Here is a 22289-nt window from a genome sequence, read left to right as displayed (position 1 = left end):
GGGGCGAGGTTCAGAAGAGGCTGATGGTGATGGTCACCGTCGACCCCTGCGGGCGCGGCGTCCCCGCCGCGGGGGACTGCTCCGTCACCTTGCCGAACGGCAGCAGACCGGAGACCTGAGCGGTGAAGCCCGCGTCCTGCAGGGCCTTCGCCGCGTCGTCCTTGCTCATCCCGGAGACGTCCGGCACCAGGTGCATGCCCTTGGAGACCGTCAGCGCCACCGGCGAGTTCGGGGACAGCGCCGTTCCGGGCGCCGGGTCGGTGGAGATCACCGCGCCCTTCGGCACCGAGTCGCTGAACTGCTCGGTGGTGGTGCCCGCCGTCAGCCTGGCGCCGGACAGCGCCTTGGACGCCTCGGCCAGCGGACGGTTCGCCACCTCCGGCACCGGCACTCGCTCCGGGCCGCGCGAGACGACCACCTTCACCGCGTCGCTCTTGCGGACCTTGGCGCCCACCCCCGGGTCGGTGGAGATCACCTGGCCGGCCTGCACCGACTCGCTGAACTGCTCGCTGAACGTGCCGTGCAGGCCCTGCTTGTCCAGCACCGTGACGGCCTGCTGCCGGCTCTGCCCCAGCACGCTCGGCACCGTCGCGTACACCGCGCCGGACAGCGTGTACGTCACGCCGCCGACCAGCAGCACCACCACGAGCACCACCGCCGACCAGATCAGCGGGGTGCGGCTGCGCCGGGGCGCGCTGCGGCGGCGGCGCGGCGGCGGGTCCTCGTTCACCGGGCGGATCGGCGGCAGCAGGTCCGGCGGGACGTCCAGCACGCTGGTGCGCTCCAGGCCGGGCGGGGCGCTGATCACCGCGGTCGCCTCGCCCGGGCCGAACTGCGGGGTGGGCCGGTGCGAGGCCGGCGGCTCCGCGTCCAACTGCCCGTCCGGCAGCGCCCGGCGCACCCGTTGCACGGCCGCCAGCAGCTCCACCGCGTCCCACGGCCGGGCCTGCGGGTCGCGGGCGGTGGCGGCGGCGACCAGCGCGTCCAGCTCCGGGCCCACGGCGGGGGCGGTGCGGGACGGCGCCGGGACGTCCTCGTGCAGGTGGCGGTACATCACCTGGGCGGCGTTCTCGCCGGTGTGCGGCTTGGTGCCGGTCAGCATCTCGTACAGCAGGATGCCCGCCGCGTAGACGTCCACCCGCTGGTCGGTGGCCGCGTCCTGGCGGATCTGCTCCGGGGCCAGGTACGAGACGGTGCCGAGCAGTTGGCCCGCCTCGGTGGCGGCGGTGGTGTTCGAGTCGGCGGCGCCCATGATCCGGACCAGGCCGAAGTCCGCGACCTTCACCATGCCGTTGTCGGTGATCAGCACGTTCTCCGGCTTCACGTCCCGGTGCACCAGGCCCGCCCGGTGCGCCGCGCCGAGCGCCGCCAGCACCGGCTCCAGGACGTCCAGCGCGGCCCGCACCGAGAGCGCGCCGCGATCGCGCAGCAGGTCGCGCAGGGTATGGCCGGGGACGTACTCCATCGCCATGAACACCGCGCGCGGATCCGCGCCCTGGTCCAGCACGTTGACCACATTGGGGTGCGCGAGCCGCGCCACCGCCTTCGCCTCACGGATGAACCGCGCCGTGAAGTCGGCGTCGCCCGCCAGCGAAGGATGCATCACCTTCAGCGCGACGGCCCGGTCGAGCCGGGTGTCGGTGCCGCGGTAGACGGTCGACATGCCGCCGACGGCGATCCGCTGCTCGACCCGGTAGCGCCCGTCGAGCAGCACGCCGAGCAGAGGGTCACCTATGGTCATGTCCACCCGAGGAGTCTAGGGGCCGAAGCACGTGCGGTCCGGCAGGGGCCCGGTGTCGAGCCCGTCACCAGGGGATGCGCGGCGGGAAGAGCATCAGCAACGTGATCAGCAGCGCCAGTTGCAGCGCGTGCCCGATCAGTGCCCCCACGCCCGCCCGCAGCCAGCGCCGCGCCGTCGTCGGGTGCCGACGTGCGGTGGCCGCGCCGATCGCGGCGCCGAGCAGCATCGGGCCCAGCAGCAGCACGGTGCCCAGCAGCGACAGACGCGTGCCCCAGATCCTGGTCAACAGGAAACCGTCGATCAGCACGATCGGCGCCCAGGCCATCGCCGCGCCGAGCAGGTCGGTGGCGCGGTCGCCCGAGCGTTCCACAGAATCCCCCTTCCGCATGGAGGTGCCATGGTGGCAGCTGGCCCGGGTGCGGGAGCGGTCGTGGGGCGGACCGTTCCCGAACCGGGACACAGCGGGGAACCCGCCGTCAGAACGCGGGGCGCTCCCGGGTGTCGGCCAGGCCGGTGGTGGGGGAGGAGGCCTCGGCGTAGTAGCGGCGCGGGATCCGGCCGGCCCGGTGGGCGAGGCGGCCGGCCTCGACGGCGCGGCGCATCGCGTCGGCCATCAGGACGGGCTCCTGGGCGCGGGTCACGGCGGAGGCCAGCATGACGGCGGAGCAGCCGAGTTCCATCGCCAGGGCGACGTCGCTGGCGGTGCCGGCGCCCGCGTCGAGGACCACCGGGACGTTCGCGGACTCCACGATCAGCTGGAAGTTGTGCGGGTTGCGGATGCCCAGGCCGGAGCCGATCGGCGAGCCCAGCGGCATGATCGCCGCGCAGCCGACGTCCTCCAGCTTGCGGGCCAGCACCGGGTCGTCGTTGGTGTACGGCAGCACGGTGAAGCCGTCGTCGACCAAGGTCTCGGCGGCGTCCAGGAGTTCGATCGGGTCGGGCAGCAGGGTGCGCTCGTCGGCGATCACCTCGAGCTTCACCCAGTCGGTGCCGAGCGCCTCGCGGGCCAGGCGGGCGGTGAGCACGGCCTCGCCCGCGGTGTAGCAGCCGGCCGTGTTCGGGAGGATCCGGATGCCGTTGCGGGCCAGCACCTCCAGCACCGAGCCCTGGGTGGCGGTGTTGACCCGGCGCATCGCCACCGTGGTCAGTTCGGTGCCGGAGACCCGCAGCGCCTGCTCCAGCACATCCAGGCTGGGGGCGCCGCCGGTGCCCATGATCAGGCGGGAGGTGAAGGTGGTGTCGCCGATGGTCAGCAGGTCGTCGGCCATCTCAGCCTCCCTGCACGGCGGTGAGGATCTCCACCCGGTCGCCGTCGCCGAGCGCCGTGGCGGGCCACGAACTGCGCGGCACCACGGCCTCGTTGACGGCGGCGGCGACGCCGGTGTTGGCGGCGGACACCTCGGCGACCAGCACGTCCAGCGTGGTGGCGGCGGGCAGCGTGCGGGGTTCGCCGTTGACGGTCAGGGCGACGGTGTTCATGCGGGCACCTCGGTGCGGAAGCGGTCGGGGGTGAAGTCCGCGGCCAGCGGGTGGAGTTCGCCGGTGGCCAGGTAGTCGGCGAGCAGGTCGGCGGTGACGGGGGTGAGCAGCACGCCGTTGCGGTAGTGCCCGGTGGCGGCGGCCAGGCCGGGCAGCGCGGTCGGGCCGAGCAGCGGCGCGTTGTCGGGGGAGCCGGGCCGCAGCCCCGCGCCCGTCTCCACCAGCGGCAACTCGGTGATGCCGGGGACGAGTTCGTGCGCATCCCGGAGCAGCTCGTACACGCCGCCCGCGGTGACGGTGGTGTCGTGGCCCATCTCCTCGGTGGTCGCGCCGATCACCAACTCGCCGTCGGCGCGCGGCACCAGGTACAGGTGCTGCCCGCGCACCACGGCGCGCACATTGCGGGACAGGAACGGCGCGTACAGCTTCGGGACGCGCAGCCGCAGCACCTGCCCCTTGACCGGGCGGATGGCCGGCAGCACCCCGTCCGGCAGGCCCGGCAGCAGGTGGCTGCGCGAGCCGGCCGCCAGCACCGTCCGGCCGGCCGTCAGCTGCTCGCCGCTCAACAGGCGGACGCCGAGCGCCCGTTCGCCGTCCGTCACCAGTTCGGCGGCCTGGGTGCGGTGGAAGGCGACGCCGAGCAGCTTGCAGGCCGCGACCAGCGCGGCGGCGAGGCGGCGGCCGTCCACCTGGTGGTCCTCGGCGACGTGCAGGCCGCCGCGTATGCCCGGCGCCAGCATCGGCTCCAGCCGGCGGCACTCCCGGCCGGTCAGCCACGTGGACTCCAGGCCCAGCCGGCCGTGGAAAGCGTGCAGTTCGCGCAGTTCCTCGCGGTCGTCGGAGTCCAGCGCGACGGCCAGCGTGCCGGTGCGGCGGTAGCCGGTGTCCAGGCCGGTCAGCTCGGTCAGCTCGGCGGCGAACGCCCCGTAGCGCTCGTTGGACGCCATGCCCAGGCGCAGCAACGGCTCCTCGCCGTACTGGAGTTCGGTGACCGGCGCGAGCATGCCCGCGGCGACCTGGGCCGCGCCGCCGCCCGGCGACGGGTCCACCACCGCGACGCTCAGCCCGCGCTGCGCGGTACGCCAGGCGACGCCGAGGCCGATGATGCCCCCGCCGATCACCAGCACGTCGAAATGTGCCACAGCGCTTCTTCTCCCTTCGCCGGCATGACCCGGATCAGGTTCGGACGGTCGCGGGCCGCCACAGCCCGCCTCTCAGCCCGGTGCGCCGGGCTCCCGTGATAGTTCAGTCCCTCCACTTTAACGCCGGTGCCCCTGCCGACATCAGGCCGGTTAGGGTGGACGCCGTGGCTGAACTGAGGGCAACGGACCGGGTCGTCGTGGTCGGGGCGGGCATGGCGGGCGCACAGGCCGCCCTGAACCTGCGACAGGGTGGCTGGCAGGGCGCGATCACCCTGGTCGGCGAGGAACTCCACCTCCCGTACGACCGGCCGCCGCTGTCCAAGGACGTGCTGCTCGGCAAGACCGACGCCACCGCCTTCGAGATCGACTGGACCGACCTCGGCGTCGAACTGCGCACCGGCCACCGCGCCACCGGCCTGAACGCCGGCGTGCTGCACACCGACCGCGGCGAACTCCCGTACGGCGCCCTGGTGATCGCCACCGGCGCCGACCCGCGCACGCTGCCCGGTCTGCCCGACGCGCGCACCTTGCGCACCGTCGACGACGCGCACGCGCTGCGCGCCGCGCTCACCCCCGACAAGCGGATCGTGCTGGTCGGCGCGGGCTGGATCGGCGCCGAGACCGCCACCGTCGCCCGCGCCCTGGGCTGCCACGTCACCGTCGTCGAGGCCGCCGCCACCCCGCTGGCCGGGGCGCTGCCCGCCGAACTCGGCACCCTGATGACCGACTGGTACGCCGCAGCCGGCGTCGAACTGCGCTGCGGCGTCGGCGTCGCCGGGGCCGCCGACGGCGGGGTGCTGCTCGCCGACGGCACCCACCTGCCCGCCGACGAGGTGGTGGTCGGCATCGGCGCCCGCCCCGCCACCGGCTGGCTCGCCGACAGCCCGCTCGCCCTCGACCCCGACGGCACCGTCCCGGTGGACGACCGGCTGCGCACCGCGCTGCCCGGCGTCTGGGCGGTCGGCGACTGCGTCTCCTACCCGTCCGCCCGGTTCGGCACCCGGCTCGCCGTCCAGCACTGGGACCACGCCCTGCACTCCGGTGGCGCCGTCGCCGCCTCGGTGCTCGGCACCCTGGACACGCCCTACGACCCCGTCCCGTACTTCTGGTCCGAGCAGTTCGACCGCATGGTGCAGTACGCGGGCCGGCACGCCGGCGCCGACCACCTGCTGTGGCGCGGCTCCCCCTCCGAGCGCGACTGGACGGTGCTCTGGCTGCGCGACGGCAAGCTGGTCGCGCTGCTCGCCGTGGACCGGCCGCGCGACCTCGCGCAGGGCCGCCGCCTGATCGAACGCGGCACGGTGCTCGATCCGGCGCTCGCCGCCGACCCGGCCGTCCAGCTGAAGGCCGCCGCCGGGTAGCGGGTGGGTAGGCTGGGTGCCGTGAGCAAGATTGATCCCAAGATTGACGCCCTGGTCCCCGCGTGGCTGTACCTGCCCGACATCTCGGAGCGGTGGGGCGTGGTGATCACCGAGGTCCGCGACATGGTGAAGAACCGCACCCTGCTGGCCGTCCGCCGCGGCGCGAACAACTCCCTCCAGGTGCCTGCCGACTTCATCGAGGACGACGGCCCGGTCAAGCACCTGGTCGGCACCCTCACGGTGCTCCGCGACTGCGGCTTCTCCGACGAGGAGATCCTCGAGTGGATGTTCACCGAGGACCCGTCCCTCCCCGGCAGCCCGATCCAGGCCCTGCGCGAGAACCGCGGCACCGAGGTCAAGCGCCGCGCCCAGGCCATGGCACTGTGACGCCCCGGCAGCAGCTCGCCGACGCCAGGCTCTACCTCTGCACCGACGCCCGGCGCGAGCAGGGCGACCTGGCCGACTTCCTGGACGCCGTGCTGGCCGGCGGCGTCGACATCGTCCAGCTCCGGGACAAGAACCTGGAGGCCCGCCAGGAACTCGAGTACCTCGAGGTCTTCGCGGACGCGGCCAAGCGCCACGGCAAACTGCTGGCCGTCAACGACCGTGCCGACGTCGCCTTCGACGCCCGCCCCGACGTGCTGCACCTCGGGCAGGACGACCTGCCGGTGGCCGTGGCCCGCGCCATCCTCGGCGAGGACGTGCTGATCGGGCGCTCCTGCCACTCCGAGGCCGAGGTGGACGCGGCGATCACCGAGCCCGGCGTCGACTACTTCTGCACCGGCCCGGTCTGGCCCACCCCCACCAAGCCCGGCCGCCACGCCCCCGGCCTCGACCTGGTCCGCCACGCGGCTGCCGCGAGGCCTGTCCGGCCGTGGTTCGCGATCGGCGGTATCGACCAGGACAACCTCGACCAGGTCCTGGCCGCCGGCGCCACCCGCATCGTGGTCGTCCGCGCCCTCACCGCCGCGGAGGACCCGGGCGCGGCGGCGGCACAACTGGCTGCCAGGCTGCGGTAGGTGGGCAGGGAGGGGGGCGCGAAACCGGGGGCGCGGGGAACTGCGCGACAAGCGCAAGGCCTGTCCGCAAGGTCGCGATCAAGTGCAGGTCATTGCCCTGCGTCGCGATCTTGCGGTTGGGTGCCTTCCGCTTCGCGCAGTTCTCCCCCAGCCCTAGCGGGCCGGGAGGTACCCCCACGCGCCCCCGGTTGTGCTCTCCCTGGTTTCGCACCCGTTCGCGCCTCCCTGGAACCGCGGCACGGCTCGGCGGCCTCCGTGCAGTCGTGAATCCCATATCCCCGGCCCGCCGGGCCGTGCTGCTCGCCCCGGTCGCCGTTCTCGCCACGGCAGTGGCTTTCGTTGCGCAGCGGCCGTTGCATCACCGTGCCGGGTGGCAGCCGTGGCTCGGGACGGTCAATGCGGCGGTGTTCTGGTCGTTGGCCGCGTTGCCGCTGTCGGCTGTGCTGGTGCGGGTGCTCTCCCGGCGCCGAGCCGCCTTCGCCGAGGTCGCCATGGTGCACGGGACAGTGCCGTGGGTCTGGATGATCCTGCTGCCGGGCCCGGGGGCGGGTGTCGCGCCCCGGCGGGTCAGCCTGGTGCCGTTTCGGGACCTGTACGAGGTCCTCACCCAGGGCACGCCGGTGACCGCGACGGTGCAGATCGGCGGCAACCTGCTGGTGTTCGCGGCGCTCGGCTTCTTCGCGCCGATCCGGTTCCGATCGCTCACGGTGCCGCGGGTGCTGGCGCTGGGTGCGGCCTGCTCGGTGCTGGTGGAGACGGCCCAGTACGTGCTGTGGCTGGACCGGGTCTCCTCGGTGGACGACGTCCTGCTGAACGCCGCCGGCGCCGGGCTGGCCGCGCTCGCCTCCCGGCGGTGGCGGGACCGCTGATCAGTACTTGCGCACCGTCGCCGCGTCCGCCAGGGCCTGGAGCACCTCGCGGGTCGGGCCGTCGGCGATCGGCGCGTTGTGCAGGGCGGTCAGTGCCTCGGTGAGCAGCTGGTCGATGCGGGCCTCGACGATCGCCGGGGCGCCGCTGGCGGAGATCAGTTCGCGCAGCTCGGCCACCTCGTCCGGGGTGAGGTCGGGCGCGCCGAGCCGGGTGTCCAGGGTCTTGGCGTCGAGCTCCGAGAGTCCGCGCATCGCGTGCGCGACGAGCAGGGTGCGCTTGCCCTCGCGCAGGTCGTCGCCGGCCGGCTTGCCGGTGACCGCCGGGTCGCCGAACACGCCGAGCAGGTCGTCGCGCAGCTGGAAGGCCTCGCCGAGCGGCAGGCCGAAGTTGCCGAGCGCCTCGACCAGGTCGGGGCCGGCGCCGGCCAGCAGTGCGCCGACCTGCAGCGGGCGCTCGATGGTGTACTTCGCGGACTTGTAGTGCAGTACCGTCCGCGCCCGGTCCAGTGCGTCGGCGTCGGTGGAGTCGCCGGCCACCGGCTCCAGCACGTCCAGGTACTGGCCGAGCATGACCTCGGTGCGCATCAGGTCGAACACGGGCTTGGCGGCGGACACCGCAGGGGCGGGCAGGCCCGAGCGCTGGAACAGCTCGTCGCACCAGATCAGCAGCAGGTCGCCGAGCAGCACCGCAGCGGACGCGCCGTACTGTTCGCGGTCGCCGCGCCAGCCGTTGGCCCGGTGCATGCCCTCGAAGCGGCGGTGCACGGACGGCAGGCCGCGGCGGGTGTCGCTGCGGTCCATCAGGTCGTCGTGCACCAGGGCGCTGGCCTGGAGCAGCTCCAGGGCGGCCGCGGCGCGTTCGATGCCGGGTTCCTCGGCGCAGCCGCCGGCCGCGCGCCAGCCCCAGTAGCAGAACGCCGGGCGCAGCCGCTTGCCGCCGTCGAGCAGGAACTCGCGCAGCGCGCCGGCGACCGGACCGAGCTGGTCGGAGATGCCGGAGAGCAGGGCGGTCCGTTCGGCCATGAACGCGCTGAGCACGGCGTTGACGCGGTCGCGCACGTCCTCCGCATCGACGGGGTTGCGGGGAAGACGGATGGAGGAGGGCACCTGGAACTCCGGATAGATTGGTCTGACAGTCAGACTAACGCCCCCGCCTGGGTGCACTCGTCCGCCGACGCCCGGGCCGGACCGCCGGGACGCGCCCGGGGGAATCTCGATTACTGTCTCAACCCCTGGACTCGGTTTGTCCGGGCCGCGCCGCCGAACGCTAACCTGCCTGCATGGCACTCGGGATTCCCTCCACCAGAAGCGACCGCGCCCAGACCGTGCGCGACCTGCTGGCGGCAGGCGACCGCTCCTTCTCCTTCGAGTTCATGCCGCCCCGCAACGAAGAGGGCGAGCGCAAACTCTGGGACGCGATCCGCCGCGTCGAGGCGCTCGACCCGAACTTCGTCTGCATGACCTACGGCGCCGGCGGATCCTCCCGAGGCCGCACCGTCAACCTGGTCGGCCGGATCGCCACCGAAACCACCCTGACCCCCGTCGCGCACCTCACCGCCGTCGACCATTCGGTGGCCGAACTGCGCAACATCATCGGCCAGTACGCCGACGAGGGCGTGCGCAACGTGCTCGCCGTCCGGGGCGACCCGCCCGGCGACCCGATGGGCGAGTGGGTCCGTCACCCCGACGGCGTCAGCTACGCCTACGAACTGGTCGAACTCATCAAGGGCATCGGCGACTTCTGCGTCGGCGTGGCCGCGTTCCCGCAGATGCACCCGCGCTCCAGCGAGTGGGACGAGGACATCAAGCACTTCGTCGCCAAGTGCCGGGCCGGCGCGGACTACGCGATCACCCAGATGTTCTTCGAGGTCGAGGACTACCTGCGGCTGCGCGACCGGGTCGCCGCGGCCGGCTGCGAGACGCCGATCATCCCGGAGATCATGCCGGTCACCAACATCCGCCAGCTGGTCCGCTTCCCCCAGCTGTCCGGCTCCGACTTCCCGCCCGACTTCCGCCGCCGCCTTGAGGCCGCCGCCGACAACCCGGCCGAAGTCCGCGCCGTCGGCCTCGAACACGCCACCGTCATGGCCGAGAGGCTCCTCGCGGAGGGCGCCCCCGGCCTGCACTTCATCACCCTCAACCACAGCACCTCGACGCTGGAGATCTACCAGAACCTGGGCCTCCACAAGCACTGACCGCCGTCCGGGTGGACGGGATGCTGTGGTGTTTGCCCGGAGGCGGTACAGTCGCCCGCAATCGCGCGGTGATGGTGGCGTCTGGAGGTTGCGGGATGGGCATCGGAAACCTGTTCCTCTATGGCGCGTTGGCGCTGGTCGCGGTCTGGCTGACGGCCGAACTGCTGCTGCAGAACCGGGCCGCGCTGCACTGGCGGGCGCTGGCCCTGGCGGGCTTCCTCGGGGTGGTCGCGGGGATGACGCAGTCCTCCGTTCCGGTGATAGTCGCGGGCGCCGCGGCCTTCGCGGCCGGGCAGGCGATGGTCACCCTCTCGGTCAAGCGCGGCCGCCCGGTGGGCTGGTCGCTGCGCCGCGCGGACGGCACCCTCCCCGGCCCGCTGGCCAAGGTCCCGCTGCTGGCCGCGGCCACCGGCGGGGCGACCGCCGCGGTGGCGGTGGCCGCGGCGGCCCCGAAGGTCGGCGAGGTCGGCCCGGTCGAGGACGAGCCGGTGGACGAACAGCCGTACGCGTACGAGGAGTTCCAGGAGATCGACGCGGGCATCTACACCGACGAACCGGTCGCCTACCAGCAGCAGCCCGACCAGCAGCAGTACTACTACCAGCAGCCGGAGCCGCAGTTCGGCCACCAGCAGCAGGCCTACCAGGACCCGTACGCCCAGCAGCCGCAGCTGATCGGCTACGACGAGTACGGCCAGCCGGTCTACCAGTACCCGCAACAGCAGCAGTACCAGCCGGAGCAGTACCAGCAGCAGCCGTACATCCCGCAGCAGCCGTACATCCCGCAGCAGCCGGGCGAGCAGCAGCACAACTGGGGCTACCAGCAGCAGTACTGAGCGCCCGTCAGGCCGGGCCGATCAACCCGGCCGTGATCGAGGCGGACATCCCGACCCGGGCCAGCCCGCCGCCGGGATGGGCGTACGCGCCGATCAGGTACAGGCCGGGCTCGCCCGCCTCGTTGGCCTGGCCGAGCCGCCCGCCGGCCAGCGCGGGCGCCGGGACGGAGGCGGTCAGCCGGGTCTCCCGCCAGCGCAGCCGCGCACGCAGGTCGACGCCCGCGGCGGCCAGCCGGGCCAGCAACTCGTCGGCGTAGGCGTCCTGCTGAGCATCGGTCAACTCCAGCCCGGCCGGGACGGTGACGGTCAGTACGGCCGCCTCGGAGTCGGGCCCGGGCACCAGCAACGGGTCGTCCGGGCGCAGCAGTTGGACGGTGGGACGCTCGGGCAGGGTGCGGTCGGCGAAGACCGCGCGGGCCTCGGCGGCGACGTCCGCGCCGTGCAGCACGGTGCGGTGCGCGGTGCCGGCCGGGCGGGCACCGTTCAGCGCGAGCAGCACCGTGAAACGGCCGGGTGCGGGCTCGGCGGGCGCGGCGACACCCAGCCCGGGAACGGCCGACAGCACCAGGTCGGCGGCCAGCGTCCCGTCGTCGGTGCGGACACCGGTGACCCGGCCGCCCGAACGCTCCAACTCCCGTACGGGCGTGCCGAAACGGAACTCGACCCCGCGCTTCTCGCAGCGCTCGAACACCGCGTCGGCGAGCGCCCGCAGACCGCCGTCCACGTACCAGACGCCGAACGACTGCTCCATGTACGGCAGGACGGTCGCCGAGGCGGGCGCGGAAAGCGGGTTCAGGCCGTACCGCAACGCGTACTCGGCGAGCAGCGCCGACGGGCCGGGCGCACCCGCCAACTCCTGGGCGGCGACATCGGCCAGCGTGTGGCGCCCGCGCGGCAGCAGCCGGGACAGCCCGCGGCGCGGCGGCACCGGGTACGGATCGGCCGGGTCGACCGCCGGACGGGGCTCCTCCAGCAGCGGACGGCGGGTGGCCTCCCACACCGTCCGGCCCCGGTTGACCATGTCGTTCCACCGCGCACCCGCGCCCGCGCCGAAAGCCCCGTCCAGGGCCTCGCCGACCCCGCCGCGGGACGCGTTCGGCAGCACCAGCTCGGTGCCGTCCGCGAACAGGTGCCGGCTCTCCGGATCCACCGGCCGCAACCCGACCAGCTGCTCCAGCGGCTCCCGGCCGGTCTTCAGCGCGAGGTCCCGGTACACCGCGGGCAGCGCGAGCAGACCCGGCCCGGTGTCGAACCCGAACCCCTCCCGCCGGTACGCCCCCACCTGCCCGCCGTACGTCCCGGCCGCCTCCAGCACCGTCACCCGGTGCCCGAGAGTGGCCAGCCTGGACGCGGCGGCCAGACCGCCCATACCTGCGCCGACGACGAGAATGCGAGCCATGGCAGGAGATCTTATGCGGCCTTCACGTGGCGCTGCCGGGGAGTGCCCGCCTGCGAGGGCGCGTCCACGTTCAGGTCACTGTGCGGGGTCGCGATCTTGCTGCCGGGTGCCTTCCGCCTCGCGCAGTTCCCCGCGCCCCTCGTTGCGCTCTCCCTGGTTTCGCACCCTTGCCTTCGCCTGCCGGCGCTCCTTGCGGCGCAGCCAGAAGCGTCGGATCCGGGACACCGCGAACCACACCAGCAGCACGCCGAGCAGCAGCAGGACCGCCGCCGCCGAGGCGGCGAGCCAGGGGTGGAAGACCGCGAGGGTCACCAGGCCCGCCACGGAGAGGTCTTCGGCGAGGCTGACCAGGATGTTGGTGGCGGGTTCCGGGGAGGTGTTCACGGCCATTCGCAGGCCCGCCTTGACGCCGTGGCTGAGCAGGGCCGTCGTTCCGCCGATCGCGCCGGCGGCGACTTCGCCGAGGGAGCCGGGGTCGTGGGCCGCCATCAGGGCGCCGACGGTGGCGCCGGCGATGGGGCGGACGAAGGTGTGCAGGACGTCCCAGACGCTGTCGACGTAGGGGATCTTGTCCAGCACGGCCTCGCAGAGGAAGAGCGCCGCGGCGGCGATCAGCACGTCGGTGCGTTCCAGCACCGGCGGTACCGTCTCGGCGCCGCCGAAGCGGCCGAACAGGCCCAGCAGCAGCACCACGGCGTAGGCGTTGATCCCGCTCGCCCAGCCACTGGTGAAGATCAGCGGAACGGCTCCCACCACGGCCCCCCTTCGCCCGCCCGGCTCTCGGGCGGAAATCCGGCCCACCGTACCCGCCCCCGCCGACCGCCGGGGGTGTCTGAGTACGCGTACTCAGATCACCGGTTGAGTACTCGGGCGGGTTCCCGCTGTGACGCCGCGACGGCACAGTAGTGGGCAACGGGAAGGCCGCCGCCGGGTGAGCCGCCCGAAGCGCCCGGGGCAGGCCACCGTCAACGGGGGACAGCTGGCCCGCACCACAGGCCCTGGGCGCGACCAAACGGCCGCCCGACGGGGCCGGGCACCGCCGACACGGGGCGGCGGAGCCCGGCTTCGACCGGGGGAGCGGCCGTGGGGACGACCGGCCGGGCACGAACGGTCCGGAGTTGTCAGACCCCCCGTTCACGATGGATGCATGACCGGGCCGACCGGCCCGGGCAAGGTCCGGAGTGAACGGGGGAGACCCATGACCATCAGCCGTCCTGAGCCTGTCGCCCGCCCTGCCGTCGATCAACCCACCGTCGACCAGCCCACCCTGCCCGCCGCGCGCGGAGCCGACGTCCACCCGGTGCTGCGGCGGGTTCCCGCCTCGTCGGCCGCGCTCGAACTGCTCCGGCACGCGCACCGCACCCTGGTGCACGCCCGCGGCCGGCAGGATCCGCTGGAGCGCTACGCCACCGCCCATCTCGCCGCGCTGCGCGCCACCGCCGCCGTGCTCGCGGTCCGCGGCCGTCCGGAGCGCAGCCCGCGCCGCCGGCACGCGATCCGTCCGGCCTGGGAGCTGCTGTCCGAGGTCGCTCCCGAACTCACCGAGTGGGCCGCCTACTTCGCCGCCGGCGCCCGCCGCCGCGCCGCCGCCGAGGCCGGCATCGCCGGTGCCGCCGGGGAGCGCGACGCGGACGACCTGATCCGCAACACCGCCCTCTACCTGCGCATCGTGGAGCGGATCCTGGCCGTGCACCCCTGAGCCCGGCACCGGCGCCGTACCGGAGGCGCCCTGTCCGGCCGGATAGGGTGAGGGCGTTCCCGCCGTGGAAGTCCTGCCTATGAGGGGTGCCGCCTTGTATCCGACTCGTCCCCGCAGTGCGCTGCGTACCGCCGTGGTGTGGGAGGTGCTGCGGTCGGCGCTGGAGCGGCGCTCCGCCGAGCTCGGACGGCCGGTCCTGGAGGTCGTGGACACCGGCGGCGGCACCGGCAACTTCGCCGTGCCGGTGGCCCGGCTGGGCCACCGGGTCACCGTGGTCGACCCCAGCCCCGACGCGCTGTTCGCCCTGGAACGGCGGGCCGCCGAGGCCGGGGTCACCGACCTGGTGCGCGCCGTCCAGGGAGACACCCAGACGCTGCCCGAGCTGGTTCCGGCCGGCTCGGTCGACGCGGTGCTCTGCCACGGCGTGCTGGAGGTCGTCGACGACCCGGCCGAGGCGCTCGGCAACCTGGTCGGCACGCTCGGCAAGGGCGGTCTGGTCAGCCTGCTCGCCGCCAACCGCAACGGTGCCGTGCTGGCCCGCGCGGTGGCCGGCCAGTTCGCCGACGCCCGCGCCGTGCTGGACGCCCCCGACGGCCGCTGGGGTGCCGGAGACCCGATGCCCCGCCGCTTCACCGGCGACCAGCTCGGCACCCTCGCCACCGACGCCGGCCTGAAGGTCACCTCGGTGCACGGTGTCCGGGTCTTCGCCGACCTGGTCCCCGGCGTCCTGGTCGACACCGAGCCCGGCGCGTTCGACGCCCTGCTCAAGCTGGAGTTGGCCGCCGCCGAGCAGCCCGCCTTCCACGCTGTCGCCACTCAGCTCCACCTTCTCGCCGAAGCGGTCTGACCGCCCGGAGACGCGTACCGGGGCACCAAGTTGCGGGTCCGCTCGTTGCAGAGGTGCGGGCCCTGCGTCGCAGTGGCCCGAGCCACGCCTGATTGACCACGCCGAACAGGGCCGGTGGACCGTATGATCTGGGTAAAGCCGGTAAGCATGACGGCCAGACCGGTGGGGCATATGGACCACACAGGCCCGAGCCAGGGGTGGCGGACCGGTCGCCCCGCGACCGACGAGTAGGAGGACTCCGTGCCGCTCTCGGAGCACGAGCAGCGACTGCTCGAGCAGATGGAGCGAGCGCTGTACGCCGAAGATCCCAAGTTCGCGTCAGCGCTTGAGGGAACCGGCCTGCGCACCTACACCCGTCGGCGGGTCTACCTGGCCGCGGCGGGGTTCGTGGCGGGCATCGCGCTGCTCATGGGCGGCCTGGTCGCGCAGGTCATCTGGGTCAGCGTGGTCGGGTTCCTGGTAATGCTGGGCTGTGCGGTCCTCGCGGTCACCGCGTGGCGTCGAGGCCCGGCCGGACACGGTCCACGGCAGGCGGCAGCGCCTCGCCGGAAGACCGGTGTCGTGGACCGAATGGAACAGCGCTGGCAGCGGCGCCGCGATGAGCAGAGCGGGCTGTAGCGCAACCGGAACCAATACAGAGATCCGCCCGAGGAGGGAGTTTCCCTCCTCGGGCGGATCTCTTTTCGCACTGCCGGGGCGGTCAGTCCTTCGGCGCCCGCCGGAACGGCCGGGGCAGCCGGTCGCTGACCGCTGCGCGGACCCTGGCCGTGCGTTCGGCGGTGCGTTCGCGGAGGGCGGCCACGCGGTCCTGGGTGCGCCACCAGAAGCGGACGGTGGAGGCGGGCAGCAGCAGGGCGCGCAGCCGCCGGCGGCGGGTGGCCTGGGTGAGCAGGCCCGTACGGACGGTGTGGACGTCGCTGCCGAGTTGCGGGGACGGGTCGGACTCGCGGGCGTACATGACGCGTTCGGTGGCGAGCGCGACCCGGCCGGCGGCCTCGGCGGCGGCGGGGGCGAGGTGGGCGTCCTCGGCGAGCCGGCGGGCGGCGTTCCGGGGAGTGCGTGCCTCGTCCGGGGGCAGGCCCAGGTCCCAGGCGGAGTCGACGAGTTCGGCCCAGGCGGCGAGCACCTGCTCGTCGCTGAGCCGGGGCCCGTCGGCGCCGGGCGCGTGCCGTCCGACGCCGAGGCGGCGCTTGCGGAGCCGTCGCCGCAGCATCATGGGCGTGGCCGCCAGGACGAGCAGCAGGAGCAGGCCGGCCGCGGCGAGCAGGGCGGGCCAGGTCTGCCACCACGGGGTGCTGGTGGTCCGGTGCTCGGCGAGCACGGCCTCGTCGGCGCAGTCGCCGATCCGGTGCTGCTGCTGCGTGCCGCAGGAGCTGGACGCGGACGGCCCGGCGGAGGGCTGGTCGGCGGACGCGGAGGCGCTGGGCTGGGTGCTGGGCTGGGCCGAGTTGGAGGTCTTCGGGAGCGAGTACAACGGGACGGTGCCCCGGCCGGGGGTGGGCTCGAAGCGCATCCAGCCGAGGCCGGAGAAGTACAGCTCGGGCCACGCGTGGTAGTTGGAGCTGCGCACGATCCGGTTGGAGGCGTCGCCGGTGCCGGGGGTGAAGCCGATGGCGACCCGGGAGGGGATGCCGAGCTCGCGGGACATCGCGGCCATGGTGGCGGCGAAGTGCACGCAGAAGCCCTCCTTGTCCTGGAGGAACTTGGCGATGGCGTCCGGCCCGGTACGCGGTTCGATCTTGGTGTTGTAGGTGAAGTCGCCCTTGGTGAAGTACTGCTGGAGGGCGACGGCCTTGTCGTACGGGTTGTCGGCGCCCTGGGTGATCTTCTTGGCGGTCTCGCCGACCACGGAGGGCAGGTTGTTCGGCAGCCCCAGGTAGCGCCGGGTGATGTCCTCGGGCGGCGGGGCGGCCGCGCGCAGTTGGGTGGCGTCGGCGGCGACGCTGTACGAGCCGACCTTGTACGACAGACCGTTGGTCTTCTGGCCGTTGACGGCGGCCACGGTGCGGGAGGTCTTGTCGAAGCGCCAGTTGCTGGTGGACGGCAGTTCCATCCAGGACACCGGGTACGGCATCGGCAGCCAGGTGGTGCCGAGCCGGTCGGAGATCTTGATGTTGGTGTTGACCGTGGTGTTGGAGATGCCGGGGCCCTGGCCCTCGGGCTGGGGCAGCGTGGTCGGCAGCGGCTCGGCGGACTGCTCGCCGGCCTTCCACTCCGCGCCGTCGAACTCGCTGAGCGCGGCGACCCGCAGGTAGAGCTGGTCGGCGTCGGTGGCGTTGGTGGAGAAGCGCAGCAGTTCGGTGTCGTCGTTGGCGCGCAGGTTGGCGGTGAGGGCGACCACCAGGTTGAGCGAGCGTTCGTCGCCCGCCCCGGTGCCGTTCCCGTTGCCGTTGCCCTGGCCGCCGAAGCCGCTGAACAGTCCGGCGCCGGTCGCGGGCGCGAGGGCCGGCAGCAGGACGGCGGCGGCCAGCGCGATCAGACCGACCCGGCGGCCGCCGTTGGACATCGCCACGGCGGAGCGGCCGGTGCCGTGGAAGACCCGGCCCCAGCGGGTGAGCCGGTCCTGACCCTCGGTGTACAGCAGGACCAGGTAGCCGGCCGCGGCGAACAGGAACCACAGCCACATGCCGCCGGGCGAGTCGGCCAGGCCGCAGCCCACCGAGTACAGGGCCAGCAGCGGCAGGCCCGCGGCGGCGGCCCGGCGGTAGGTGACGGCCAGGGCGTCGACCAGGACGGCGACCAGGGTGACCGAGCCGACCACGACCAGCCGCAGGCCGTCGGTGGTCGGGGCGGGGATCGCGTACTCCTGGATGTCGCTTCCGCCGGAGGCCAGCAGCGTGGAGACGGCGTCCAGCGCGCCCGGGCCGGGCAGCACGCCGAAGCTCATCGCGGACTGCACGGTGGACAGCATCAGCACGTACAGCACCGCGAGCAGCTGGAGCGGCAGCACCAGGGCCCGGGGCAGCGGCAGGGCGCGCAGGCCGGAGCCGACGGCGGCCGCGGCAACGATCATCAGCAGGCCGTGCGGGGCCAGTGCGAAGGAGTCCTTGAACAGCGGGGACAGGGACAGCGCCGCCAGGGCGGTCGCCAAGGCAGCGCAGAGCGTCAACTTGGCCCGGGTGGTCACGCGCCGACCTCGTCTCGGTAGGGAACGGAGTTCTGGGCGCGGTCGGCGGCCCGCCACAGCGCGGGCAGCGAGTCGCCGGCCCGCACCGGGAGGACGGTCCAGCCGGCCGCGCGCAGCCGGCCGACCGCCGAGTCGGTCTGCTCGTCGGACGCGTCCGGGAAGAGGTGCCGCAGGCCCGCCCAGGTGCCGGTGTCCAGCAGCAGGGCGACCGCGCCGCCCACACGGCGGCGCAGCCGGGACAGGCGCTCGATCTGCTCGTCGTCGAGGTCGCCGACGATCGCCACCAGCAGGCCCTCGCCGCCCAGCCGCAGCACCTCCTCGGCGCGGGCCAGGCCGGTGCCGTCGGAGTGCTCGACCACGGCGAGGGCGTCCAGCAGCACGCCGACGCTCTCGGCGGCGGTGGTGGCGGAGGCGCCGTGCTGCGGGTGGGCCCGGCCGGTGTCGGTGAGCAGCCGGGTCTGGTAGCCGCGCTGCACCAGGTCGACGGTGACCGAGGCCGCGCAGGACACCGCCCACTCGAACGAGGAGGCCGGGCCGGAGCCGCGGTGCGCGATCTCCCGGGTGTCCAGCAGCACGGTGGCGCGGGCCCTGAGCGGCTGCTCCTCCCGGCGGACCATCAGCTCGCCGTAGCGGGCGGTGGACTTCCAGTGCACCCGGCGCAGGTCGTCGCCGTGCCGGTACTCGCGCGGGATCACGTCGTCGTCGCCGGCCAGCGCCAGCGTGTGCGTGTTGGACTCGCCCTGCCCGGCGGACTCACCGGGCAGCCGCACCGGCGGCAGGTCCTGGACCTGCGGGACCACGGTGAGCACATCGGCGGCGCTGAACGCGCGGGTCAGCTCGCACATCCCGAACGGGTCGGACAGCCGCAGCTGAAGCGGGCCGAGCGGGTAGCGGCCGCGCAGGTCGGAGCGGACCCGGTAGGACACCTCGCGGAAGCCGCGCGGCTCGACCCGGTCCAGCACGAAGCGCGGACGGGGCCCCAGCACGTACGGGACCTTGTCCTCCAGCAGCAGCAGGCCGGTGGGCACCCGGGAGATGTTGTCCAGCCGCAGGTGCACCCGGGCCTCCTGCCCGGCCGCCGCACGCTGCGGGCTGAGCCGGCGGCCGGAGGCGACCCGGTAACGGGTGCGCACCAGCAGCAGCGCGGAGGCCAGCGGCAGCATCGCGAGCAGCACGCCGACCTGGAACAGCGCGCTCTGCCCGAACAGGTACGCGCAGAGCGCGGCGGTCAGGCCCGCGGCCAGGAAGGAACGTCCGCGGGTGGTGAGCCCGCTCAGGGCGGCGCGCAACCCGGAGGGCCGGGTGGGGCCCGCCACCTCAGCGGCCCTGCGGACGCGGGAGCGGCAGTCGGGACACCAGGTCGAGCACCACGTTCTCCACGGTGCGGCGGCTCAGCTGGGTCTCCGAGGTGGGCAGCAGACGGTGCGCCAGCACCGGCACGGCCAGCGCCTGGATGTCGTCCGGCAGCACGTAGTCGCGGCCGTCCAGGGCGGCGTGCGCGCGGGCCGCGCGGACCAGGTGCAGGGTGGCCCGGGGGGAGGCGCCGAGCCGCAGCTCGGGGGTGTTGCGGGTGGCGGCGACCAGGTCGACGGCGTACCGGCGGACCGGGTCGGAGACGTACACGCCCTTGACCACGCTGATCAGCTTGAGCAGGTCGGAGGCGTGCGCGACCGGCTGCAGCTTGTCCAGCGGGTTGGCGGCCGAGTGCAGGTCGAGCATCGCGTACTCGGCCTCGGGGCTCGGGTAGCCGATCGAGATGCGGGCCATGAAGCGGTCGCGCTGGGCCTCCGGCAGGGCGTAGGTGCCCTCCATCTCGACCGGGTTCTGGGTGGCGATCACCATGAACGGCGAGGGCAGCTCGTAGGAGGTGCCGTCGATGGTGACCTGACGCTCCTCCATCGACTCCAGCAGCGCCGACTGGGTCTTCGGCGAGGCCCGGTTGATCTCGTCGCCGACCACGATCTGCGCGAAGATCGCGCCGGGCCGGAACTCGAAGTCCCGCTGGTGCTGGTCGAAGACGTTGGTGCCGGTGACGTCGGAGGGCAGCAGGTCCGGGGTGAACTGGATCCGGCGGACCGTGCAGTCCACCGAGCGGGCCAGCGCCTTGGCGAGCATGGTCTTGCCGACGCCGGGCACGTCCTCCAGCAGCAGGTGGCCCTCGGCGAGCAGCACGGTCAGCGCGATCCGGACCGCCTCGGGCTTGCCCTCGATCACGCTCTCGACGGACGCCCGGACCCGGTCGACCACCGCCGTCAACTCCGCCAGCCCGGCAGGCTCCCGGCGCTCGTGCCGGTCCGCCGTCGGCTGCTCCGAGCCCTGCCCGTTGATGGTCGTCACCCGTACGCTCCCATGTGCAGCAGTCACCGGGCGGCTGGTTCGACCTCCGCCCACCCCGAATACTTGGCGCATTCTTCCCTGTCCCCCGGCCAGAAGTCACCCGGCCGGGCGACTCGCGAAGGCTGTCCCGGTTTGGGACGAGGGTGCGGGCCGAGCGGTTTCAGCGGATTTCGCGGAGCAGCCCGGTGTGCACGTCGAAGACGAATCCGCGCACGTCGTCGCGGTGCGGCAGGAATGGCGAGGTCCGTACCCGCTGCATGGACTGGCGGACGTCGCCGTCCAGATCGCTGAAGGCCTCCACCGCCCACTGCGGGCGCTGGCCGACCTCGCGCTCGAGTTCGTGCCGGAAGTCCTCGGTCAGGCCGAGCAGTCCGCAGCCGGTGTGGTGGATCAGCACCACCGTGCGGGTGCCCAGGGCGCGCTGGCTGATGGTCAGGGAACGGATGGTGTCGTCGGTGACCACGCCACCCGCGTTGCGGATGATGTGGGCGTCACCGAGTTCCAGGCCGAGTGCGGCGAACAGGTCGAGCCGGGCGTCCATGCACGCCACCACGGCGACCTTGCGCACCGGACGGGCGTCCATGCCGCCGTCCCGGAAGGTCTCGGCGTAGGAGCGGTTGGCTGCCACGAAGCGGTCGGTCTCGGACGGCCGGTCGGTGCCGGGAGCAGGTGCCATGGCGACGACGGTAGTGGGGTCGCGCGGGCGGCGGGGCCCACCTGCGAAAGCCTTTACCAGCCCTCTTCGGACGGCTTCGACCCGGTTCGACCGGCGCACCCGGAGCGTTCCGCGCCCCGTCCGGTCGGGGGCCCTCAGTACTGGTCCGACCTGCGCAAACCGATACGGCCGGGCGGGTGGTGCGCCGTCGCGGAGCGTTGACTGGCGAGGCGTGGGCGATAGTCTGGCGGCGCAGTGGAGCACGGCGGAAGGCACCCGGCAACCGGGCGCCCGGCCGCTCTCCGCACCGGGCCCACCGGCCCGTACGCAGCCCGCGGCCTCCTCCCGCTCCGTGCCCACCTGGCGCACCTTCCCCGGCGCCGGGCGGTCGCTCCTTCCCCCGAGCGAGCGGGCGGGGACCACGGGTGGCGTGCGGAACCGGCGGGCCGGTAGGCGAGAATGGCGGGGCCACACCTGCACCTGAGGAAGGGCCCCGCCCCCGTATGAGTACCGACAGCCCCAACCCCCGGCACATTCCGGTGATGCTGGAGCGCTGCCTGGACGCGCTCGCCCCGGCGATCTCCGCGCCCGGCGCCGTGGTGGTGGACGCCACCCTGGGCCTGGGCGGCCACAGCGAGGCACTGCTGACCCGCTTCCCCGAGGTCCGGCTGGTCGCCGTGGACCGCGACCCGCAGGCACTGAAGCTGTCCGGCGAGCGGCTGGCCCGCTTCGGCGAGCGCGCCACCCTGGTGCACGCGGTCTACGACGAGATCCCGCAGGTGCTGGCCGACCTCGGCATCCCCGCTGTGCAGGGCGTGCTGTTCGACCTCGGCGTGTCCTCGATGCAGCTGGACGAGGCCGACCGCGGCTTCGCCTACGCCCAGGACGCGCCGCTGGACATGCGGATGGACCAGACCCGCGGCATCTCCGCCGCCGAGGTCCTCAACACCTACAGCCACGGCGACCTGGCCCGGATCCTGAAGGTGTACGGCGAGGAGCGGTTCGCCGGGAAGATCGCCTCCGCGGTGCTGCGGGAACGCGAGAAGGAACCGTTCACCACCAGCGCTCGTCTGGTGGAGTTGGTGCGGAATGCCATTCCGGCCGCCACCCGGCGGACCGGCGGCAACCCGGCCAAGCGGACCTTCCAGGCGCTGCGGATCGAGGTCAACGGCGAACTGGAGGTGCTGGACCGGGCCATTCCCGGCGCACTGGACGCCCTCGCGATGGGCGGTCGGATCGTCGTGATGTCCTACCAGTCCTTGGAGGACCGGCTGGTCAAGCAATACCTCCAGGCCGGGGCCACCTCGACCGCCCCGCCGGGCCTGCCGGTGATCCCCGAGGAGCTCCAGCCCTGGCTGAAGTTGCTCACCCGAGGAGCCGAACTGGCGACCGAGGAGGAGATCGAGGAGAACCGGCGCGCCGCACCCGTTCGGCTGCGCGTGGCGGAGAGGATCAGGGAGACCCGGAGGTAGCCAGCCGCCGGGAGCAGCGGAACGAAGGGGAGTGGAGCGGTGCCGGTGGCCGGCGAGCGGACCCGGGGGCGCGTCCCCGGGCAGGGGGGCAGGGCACGGATCACCGTCCGGCCC

22 protein-coding genes and 1 riboswitch are annotated in these 22289 nt (G+C 73.6%); of the genes, 10 read left to right on the top strand and 12 right to left on the bottom strand.

The features are described 5' to 3' along the window. Positions 1-10: 10 nt before the first annotated feature. The 5 genes from pknB to thiO form a co-directional block, all read right to left on the bottom strand. Positions 11-1741: a Stk1 family PASTA domain-containing Ser/Thr kinase gene (pknB, locus tag ACGFWJ_RS31950; protein WP_392955737.1), complete on the bottom strand. Its 1731-nt coding sequence runs from the start codon at positions 1739-1741 to the stop codon at positions 11-13. A 64-nt stretch (positions 1742-1805) separates the two neighbouring features. After that, positions 1806-2111, bottom strand: coding sequence for a hypothetical protein (locus ACGFWJ_RS31945; protein ID WP_392955677.1), 306 nt, complete (start codon positions 2109-2111; stop codon positions 1806-1808). A 106-nt stretch (positions 2112-2217) separates the two neighbouring features. Further along, on the bottom strand, positions 2218-3009 hold the full coding sequence (locus ACGFWJ_RS31940; RefSeq protein ID WP_387643724.1) for a thiazole synthase: 792 nt from the start codon (positions 3007-3009) through the stop codon (positions 2218-2220). A 1-nt stretch (position 3010) separates the two neighbouring features. Beyond that, on the bottom strand, positions 3011-3220 hold the full coding sequence (thiS, locus tag ACGFWJ_RS31935; RefSeq protein ID WP_387643727.1) for a sulfur carrier protein ThiS: 210 nt from the start codon (positions 3218-3220) through the stop codon (positions 3011-3013). Next, the gene (thiO, locus tag ACGFWJ_RS31930) at positions 3217-4362 is read right to left on the bottom strand and encodes a glycine oxidase ThiO (protein ID WP_392955675.1); all 1146 of its coding nucleotides are present in this window, start codon (positions 4360-4362) and stop codon (positions 3217-3219) included. The genes thiS and thiO overlap by 4 nt, the downstream gene beginning before the upstream one ends. Beyond that, positions 4357-4469: riboswitch (TPP riboswitch) on the bottom strand. (Overlaps the previous gene by 6 nt.) Before the next feature lie 48 nt (positions 4470-4517). Here thiO and ACGFWJ_RS31925 point away from each other — a divergent pair. The 4 genes from ACGFWJ_RS31925 to ACGFWJ_RS31910 all read left to right on the top strand — a co-directional run bounded on the left by ACGFWJ_RS31925 (position 4518) and on the right by ACGFWJ_RS31910 (position 7611). Further along, complete coding sequence (locus tag ACGFWJ_RS31925; RefSeq protein ID WP_392955673.1) at positions 4518-5723, top strand: NAD(P)/FAD-dependent oxidoreductase; 1206 nt, start codon at positions 4518-4520, stop codon at positions 5721-5723. A 21-nt stretch (positions 5724-5744) separates the two neighbouring features. After that, positions 5745-6110: an Rv2175c family DNA-binding protein gene (locus ACGFWJ_RS31920; protein WP_387643735.1), complete on the top strand. Its 366-nt coding sequence runs from the start codon at positions 5745-5747 to the stop codon at positions 6108-6110. Next, positions 6107-6742, top strand: coding sequence for a thiamine phosphate synthase (gene thiE / locus ACGFWJ_RS31915; protein ID WP_392955670.1), 636 nt, complete (start codon positions 6107-6109; stop codon positions 6740-6742). Before ACGFWJ_RS31920 ends, thiE begins: the two co-directional genes overlap by 4 nt. Before the next feature lie 263 nt (positions 6743-7005). Continuing rightward, positions 7006-7611, top strand: coding sequence for a VanZ family protein (locus ACGFWJ_RS31910; protein WP_392955668.1), 606 nt, complete (start codon positions 7006-7008; stop codon positions 7609-7611). Here the strand turns inward: ACGFWJ_RS31910 and ACGFWJ_RS31905 are convergent, their stop codons facing one another. Beyond that, positions 7612-8718, bottom strand: coding sequence for a polyprenyl synthetase family protein (locus ACGFWJ_RS31905; protein ID WP_392955666.1), 1107 nt, complete (start codon positions 8716-8718; stop codon positions 7612-7614). A 173-nt stretch (positions 8719-8891) separates the two neighbouring features. Here ACGFWJ_RS31905 and metF point away from each other — a divergent pair, with 173 nt between their 5' ends. Together metF and ACGFWJ_RS31895 are read left to right on the top strand one after the other, a co-directional pair. Next, positions 8892-9806, top strand: a complete 915-nt coding sequence (gene metF, locus ACGFWJ_RS31900) for a methylenetetrahydrofolate reductase [NAD(P)H] (protein ID WP_387643745.1) — start codon at positions 8892-8894, stop codon at positions 9804-9806. Between the two features lie 95 nt (positions 9807-9901). Next, positions 9902-10639 (top strand): hypothetical protein, encoded by a 738-nt coding sequence (locus ACGFWJ_RS31895; protein WP_392955664.1) that lies wholly within the window; start codon positions 9902-9904, stop codon positions 10637-10639. Positions 10640-10646: 7 nt separating this feature from the next. On the opposite strand, the gene ACGFWJ_RS31890 is transcribed toward ACGFWJ_RS31895, so the two are convergent. Both ACGFWJ_RS31890 and ACGFWJ_RS31885 read right to left on the bottom strand, forming a co-directional pair. Beyond that, positions 10647-12038, bottom strand: coding sequence for a phytoene desaturase family protein (locus tag ACGFWJ_RS31890; RefSeq protein ID WP_392955662.1), 1392 nt, complete (start codon positions 12036-12038; stop codon positions 10647-10649). A gap of 75 nt (positions 12039-12113) precedes the next feature. Beyond that, complete coding sequence (locus ACGFWJ_RS31885) at positions 12114-12791, bottom strand: DUF4126 domain-containing protein (protein ID WP_392955660.1); 678 nt, start codon at positions 12789-12791, stop codon at positions 12114-12116. Positions 12792-13236: 445 nt separating this feature from the next. On the opposite strand from ACGFWJ_RS31885, the gene ACGFWJ_RS31880 reads away from it, so the two are divergent. From ACGFWJ_RS31880 to ACGFWJ_RS31870, 3 genes are all read left to right on the top strand, one after another. Beyond that, the gene (locus ACGFWJ_RS31880; protein WP_392955658.1) at positions 13237-13737 is read left to right on the top strand and encodes an SAV_6107 family HEPN domain-containing protein; all 501 of its coding nucleotides are present in this window, start codon (positions 13237-13239) and stop codon (positions 13735-13737) included. A 94-nt stretch (positions 13738-13831) separates the two neighbouring features. Further along, complete coding sequence (locus ACGFWJ_RS31875) at positions 13832-14584, top strand: methyltransferase domain-containing protein (protein ID WP_387643758.1); 753 nt, start codon at positions 13832-13834, stop codon at positions 14582-14584. Positions 14585-14824: 240 nt separating this feature from the next. Then, complete coding sequence (locus tag ACGFWJ_RS31870) at positions 14825-15202, top strand: DUF3040 domain-containing protein (protein ID WP_387643760.1); 378 nt, start codon at positions 14825-14827, stop codon at positions 15200-15202. Between the two features lie 82 nt (positions 15203-15284). On the opposite strand, the gene ACGFWJ_RS31865 is transcribed toward ACGFWJ_RS31870, so the two are convergent. From ACGFWJ_RS31865 to ACGFWJ_RS31850, 4 genes are all read right to left on the bottom strand, one after another. Continuing rightward, positions 15285-17711, bottom strand: coding sequence for a transglutaminaseTgpA domain-containing protein (locus ACGFWJ_RS31865; protein WP_392955655.1), 2427 nt, complete (start codon positions 17709-17711; stop codon positions 15285-15287). Then, the gene (locus ACGFWJ_RS31860; protein WP_392955653.1) at positions 17708-19027 is read right to left on the bottom strand and encodes a DUF58 domain-containing protein; all 1320 of its coding nucleotides are present in this window, start codon (positions 19025-19027) and stop codon (positions 17708-17710) included. Before ACGFWJ_RS31860 ends, ACGFWJ_RS31865 begins: the two co-directional genes overlap by 4 nt. Position 19028: 1 nt before the next feature. Beyond that, complete coding sequence (locus tag ACGFWJ_RS31855) at positions 19029-20039, bottom strand: AAA family ATPase (RefSeq protein WP_392955735.1); 1011 nt, start codon at positions 20037-20039, stop codon at positions 19029-19031. A gap of 169 nt (positions 20040-20208) precedes the next feature. Beyond that, positions 20209-20724 carry a beta-class carbonic anhydrase gene (locus tag ACGFWJ_RS31850; RefSeq protein ID WP_387643772.1) on the bottom strand — a complete coding sequence of 172 codons (516 nt, stop codon included), beginning with the start codon at positions 20722-20724 and terminating at the stop codon, positions 20209-20211. A gap of 482 nt (positions 20725-21206) precedes the next feature. On the opposite strand from ACGFWJ_RS31850, the gene rsmH reads away from it, so the two are divergent. Then, on the top strand, positions 21207-22175 hold the full coding sequence (gene rsmH, locus ACGFWJ_RS31845; protein WP_387643775.1) for a 16S rRNA (cytosine(1402)-N(4))-methyltransferase RsmH: 969 nt from the start codon (positions 21207-21209) through the stop codon (positions 22173-22175). Positions 22176-22289: the final 114 nt, after the last annotated feature.

It is taken from the genome of Kitasatospora sp. NPDC048407 (assembly GCF_043200475.1).
Classification (GTDB): domain Bacteria; phylum Actinomycetota; class Actinomycetes; order Streptomycetales; family Streptomycetaceae; genus Kitasatospora.
This window is presented reverse-complemented; position numbering and strand designations above follow the sequence as displayed.

Bases quoted from the DNA above. Each gene is read 5' to 3' on its own strand.
- ACGFWJ_RS31890 (WP_392955662.1), bottom strand. From the start codon at position 12,038: ATGGCTCGCATTCTCGTCGTCGGCGCAGGTATGGGCGGTCTGGCCGCC.
- ACGFWJ_RS31895 (WP_392955664.1), top strand. From the start codon at position 9,902: ATGGGCATCGGAAACCTGTTCCTCTATGGCGCGTTGGCGCTGGTCGCG.
- pknB (WP_392955737.1), bottom strand. From the start codon at position 1,741: ATGACCATAGGTGACCCTCTGCTCGGCGTGCTGCTCGACGGGCGCTAC.
- rsmH (WP_387643775.1), top strand. From the start codon at position 21,207: ATGAGTACCGACAGCCCCAACCCCCGGCACATTCCGGTGATGCTGGAG.
- thiS (WP_387643727.1), bottom strand. From the start codon at position 3,220: ATGAACACCGTCGCCCTGACCGTCAACGGCGAACCCCGCACGCTGCCC.
- metF (WP_387643745.1), top strand. From the start codon at position 8,892: ATGGCACTCGGGATTCCCTCCACCAGAAGCGACCGCGCCCAGACCGTG.
- ACGFWJ_RS31880 (WP_392955658.1), top strand. From the start codon at position 13,237: ATGACCATCAGCCGTCCTGAGCCTGTCGCCCGCCCTGCCGTCGATCAA.
- ACGFWJ_RS31850 (WP_387643772.1), bottom strand. From the start codon at position 20,724: ATGGCACCTGCTCCCGGCACCGACCGGCCGTCCGAGACCGACCGCTTC.
- ACGFWJ_RS31940 (WP_387643724.1), bottom strand. From the start codon at position 3,009: ATGGCCGACGACCTGCTGACCATCGGCGACACCACCTTCACCTCCCGC.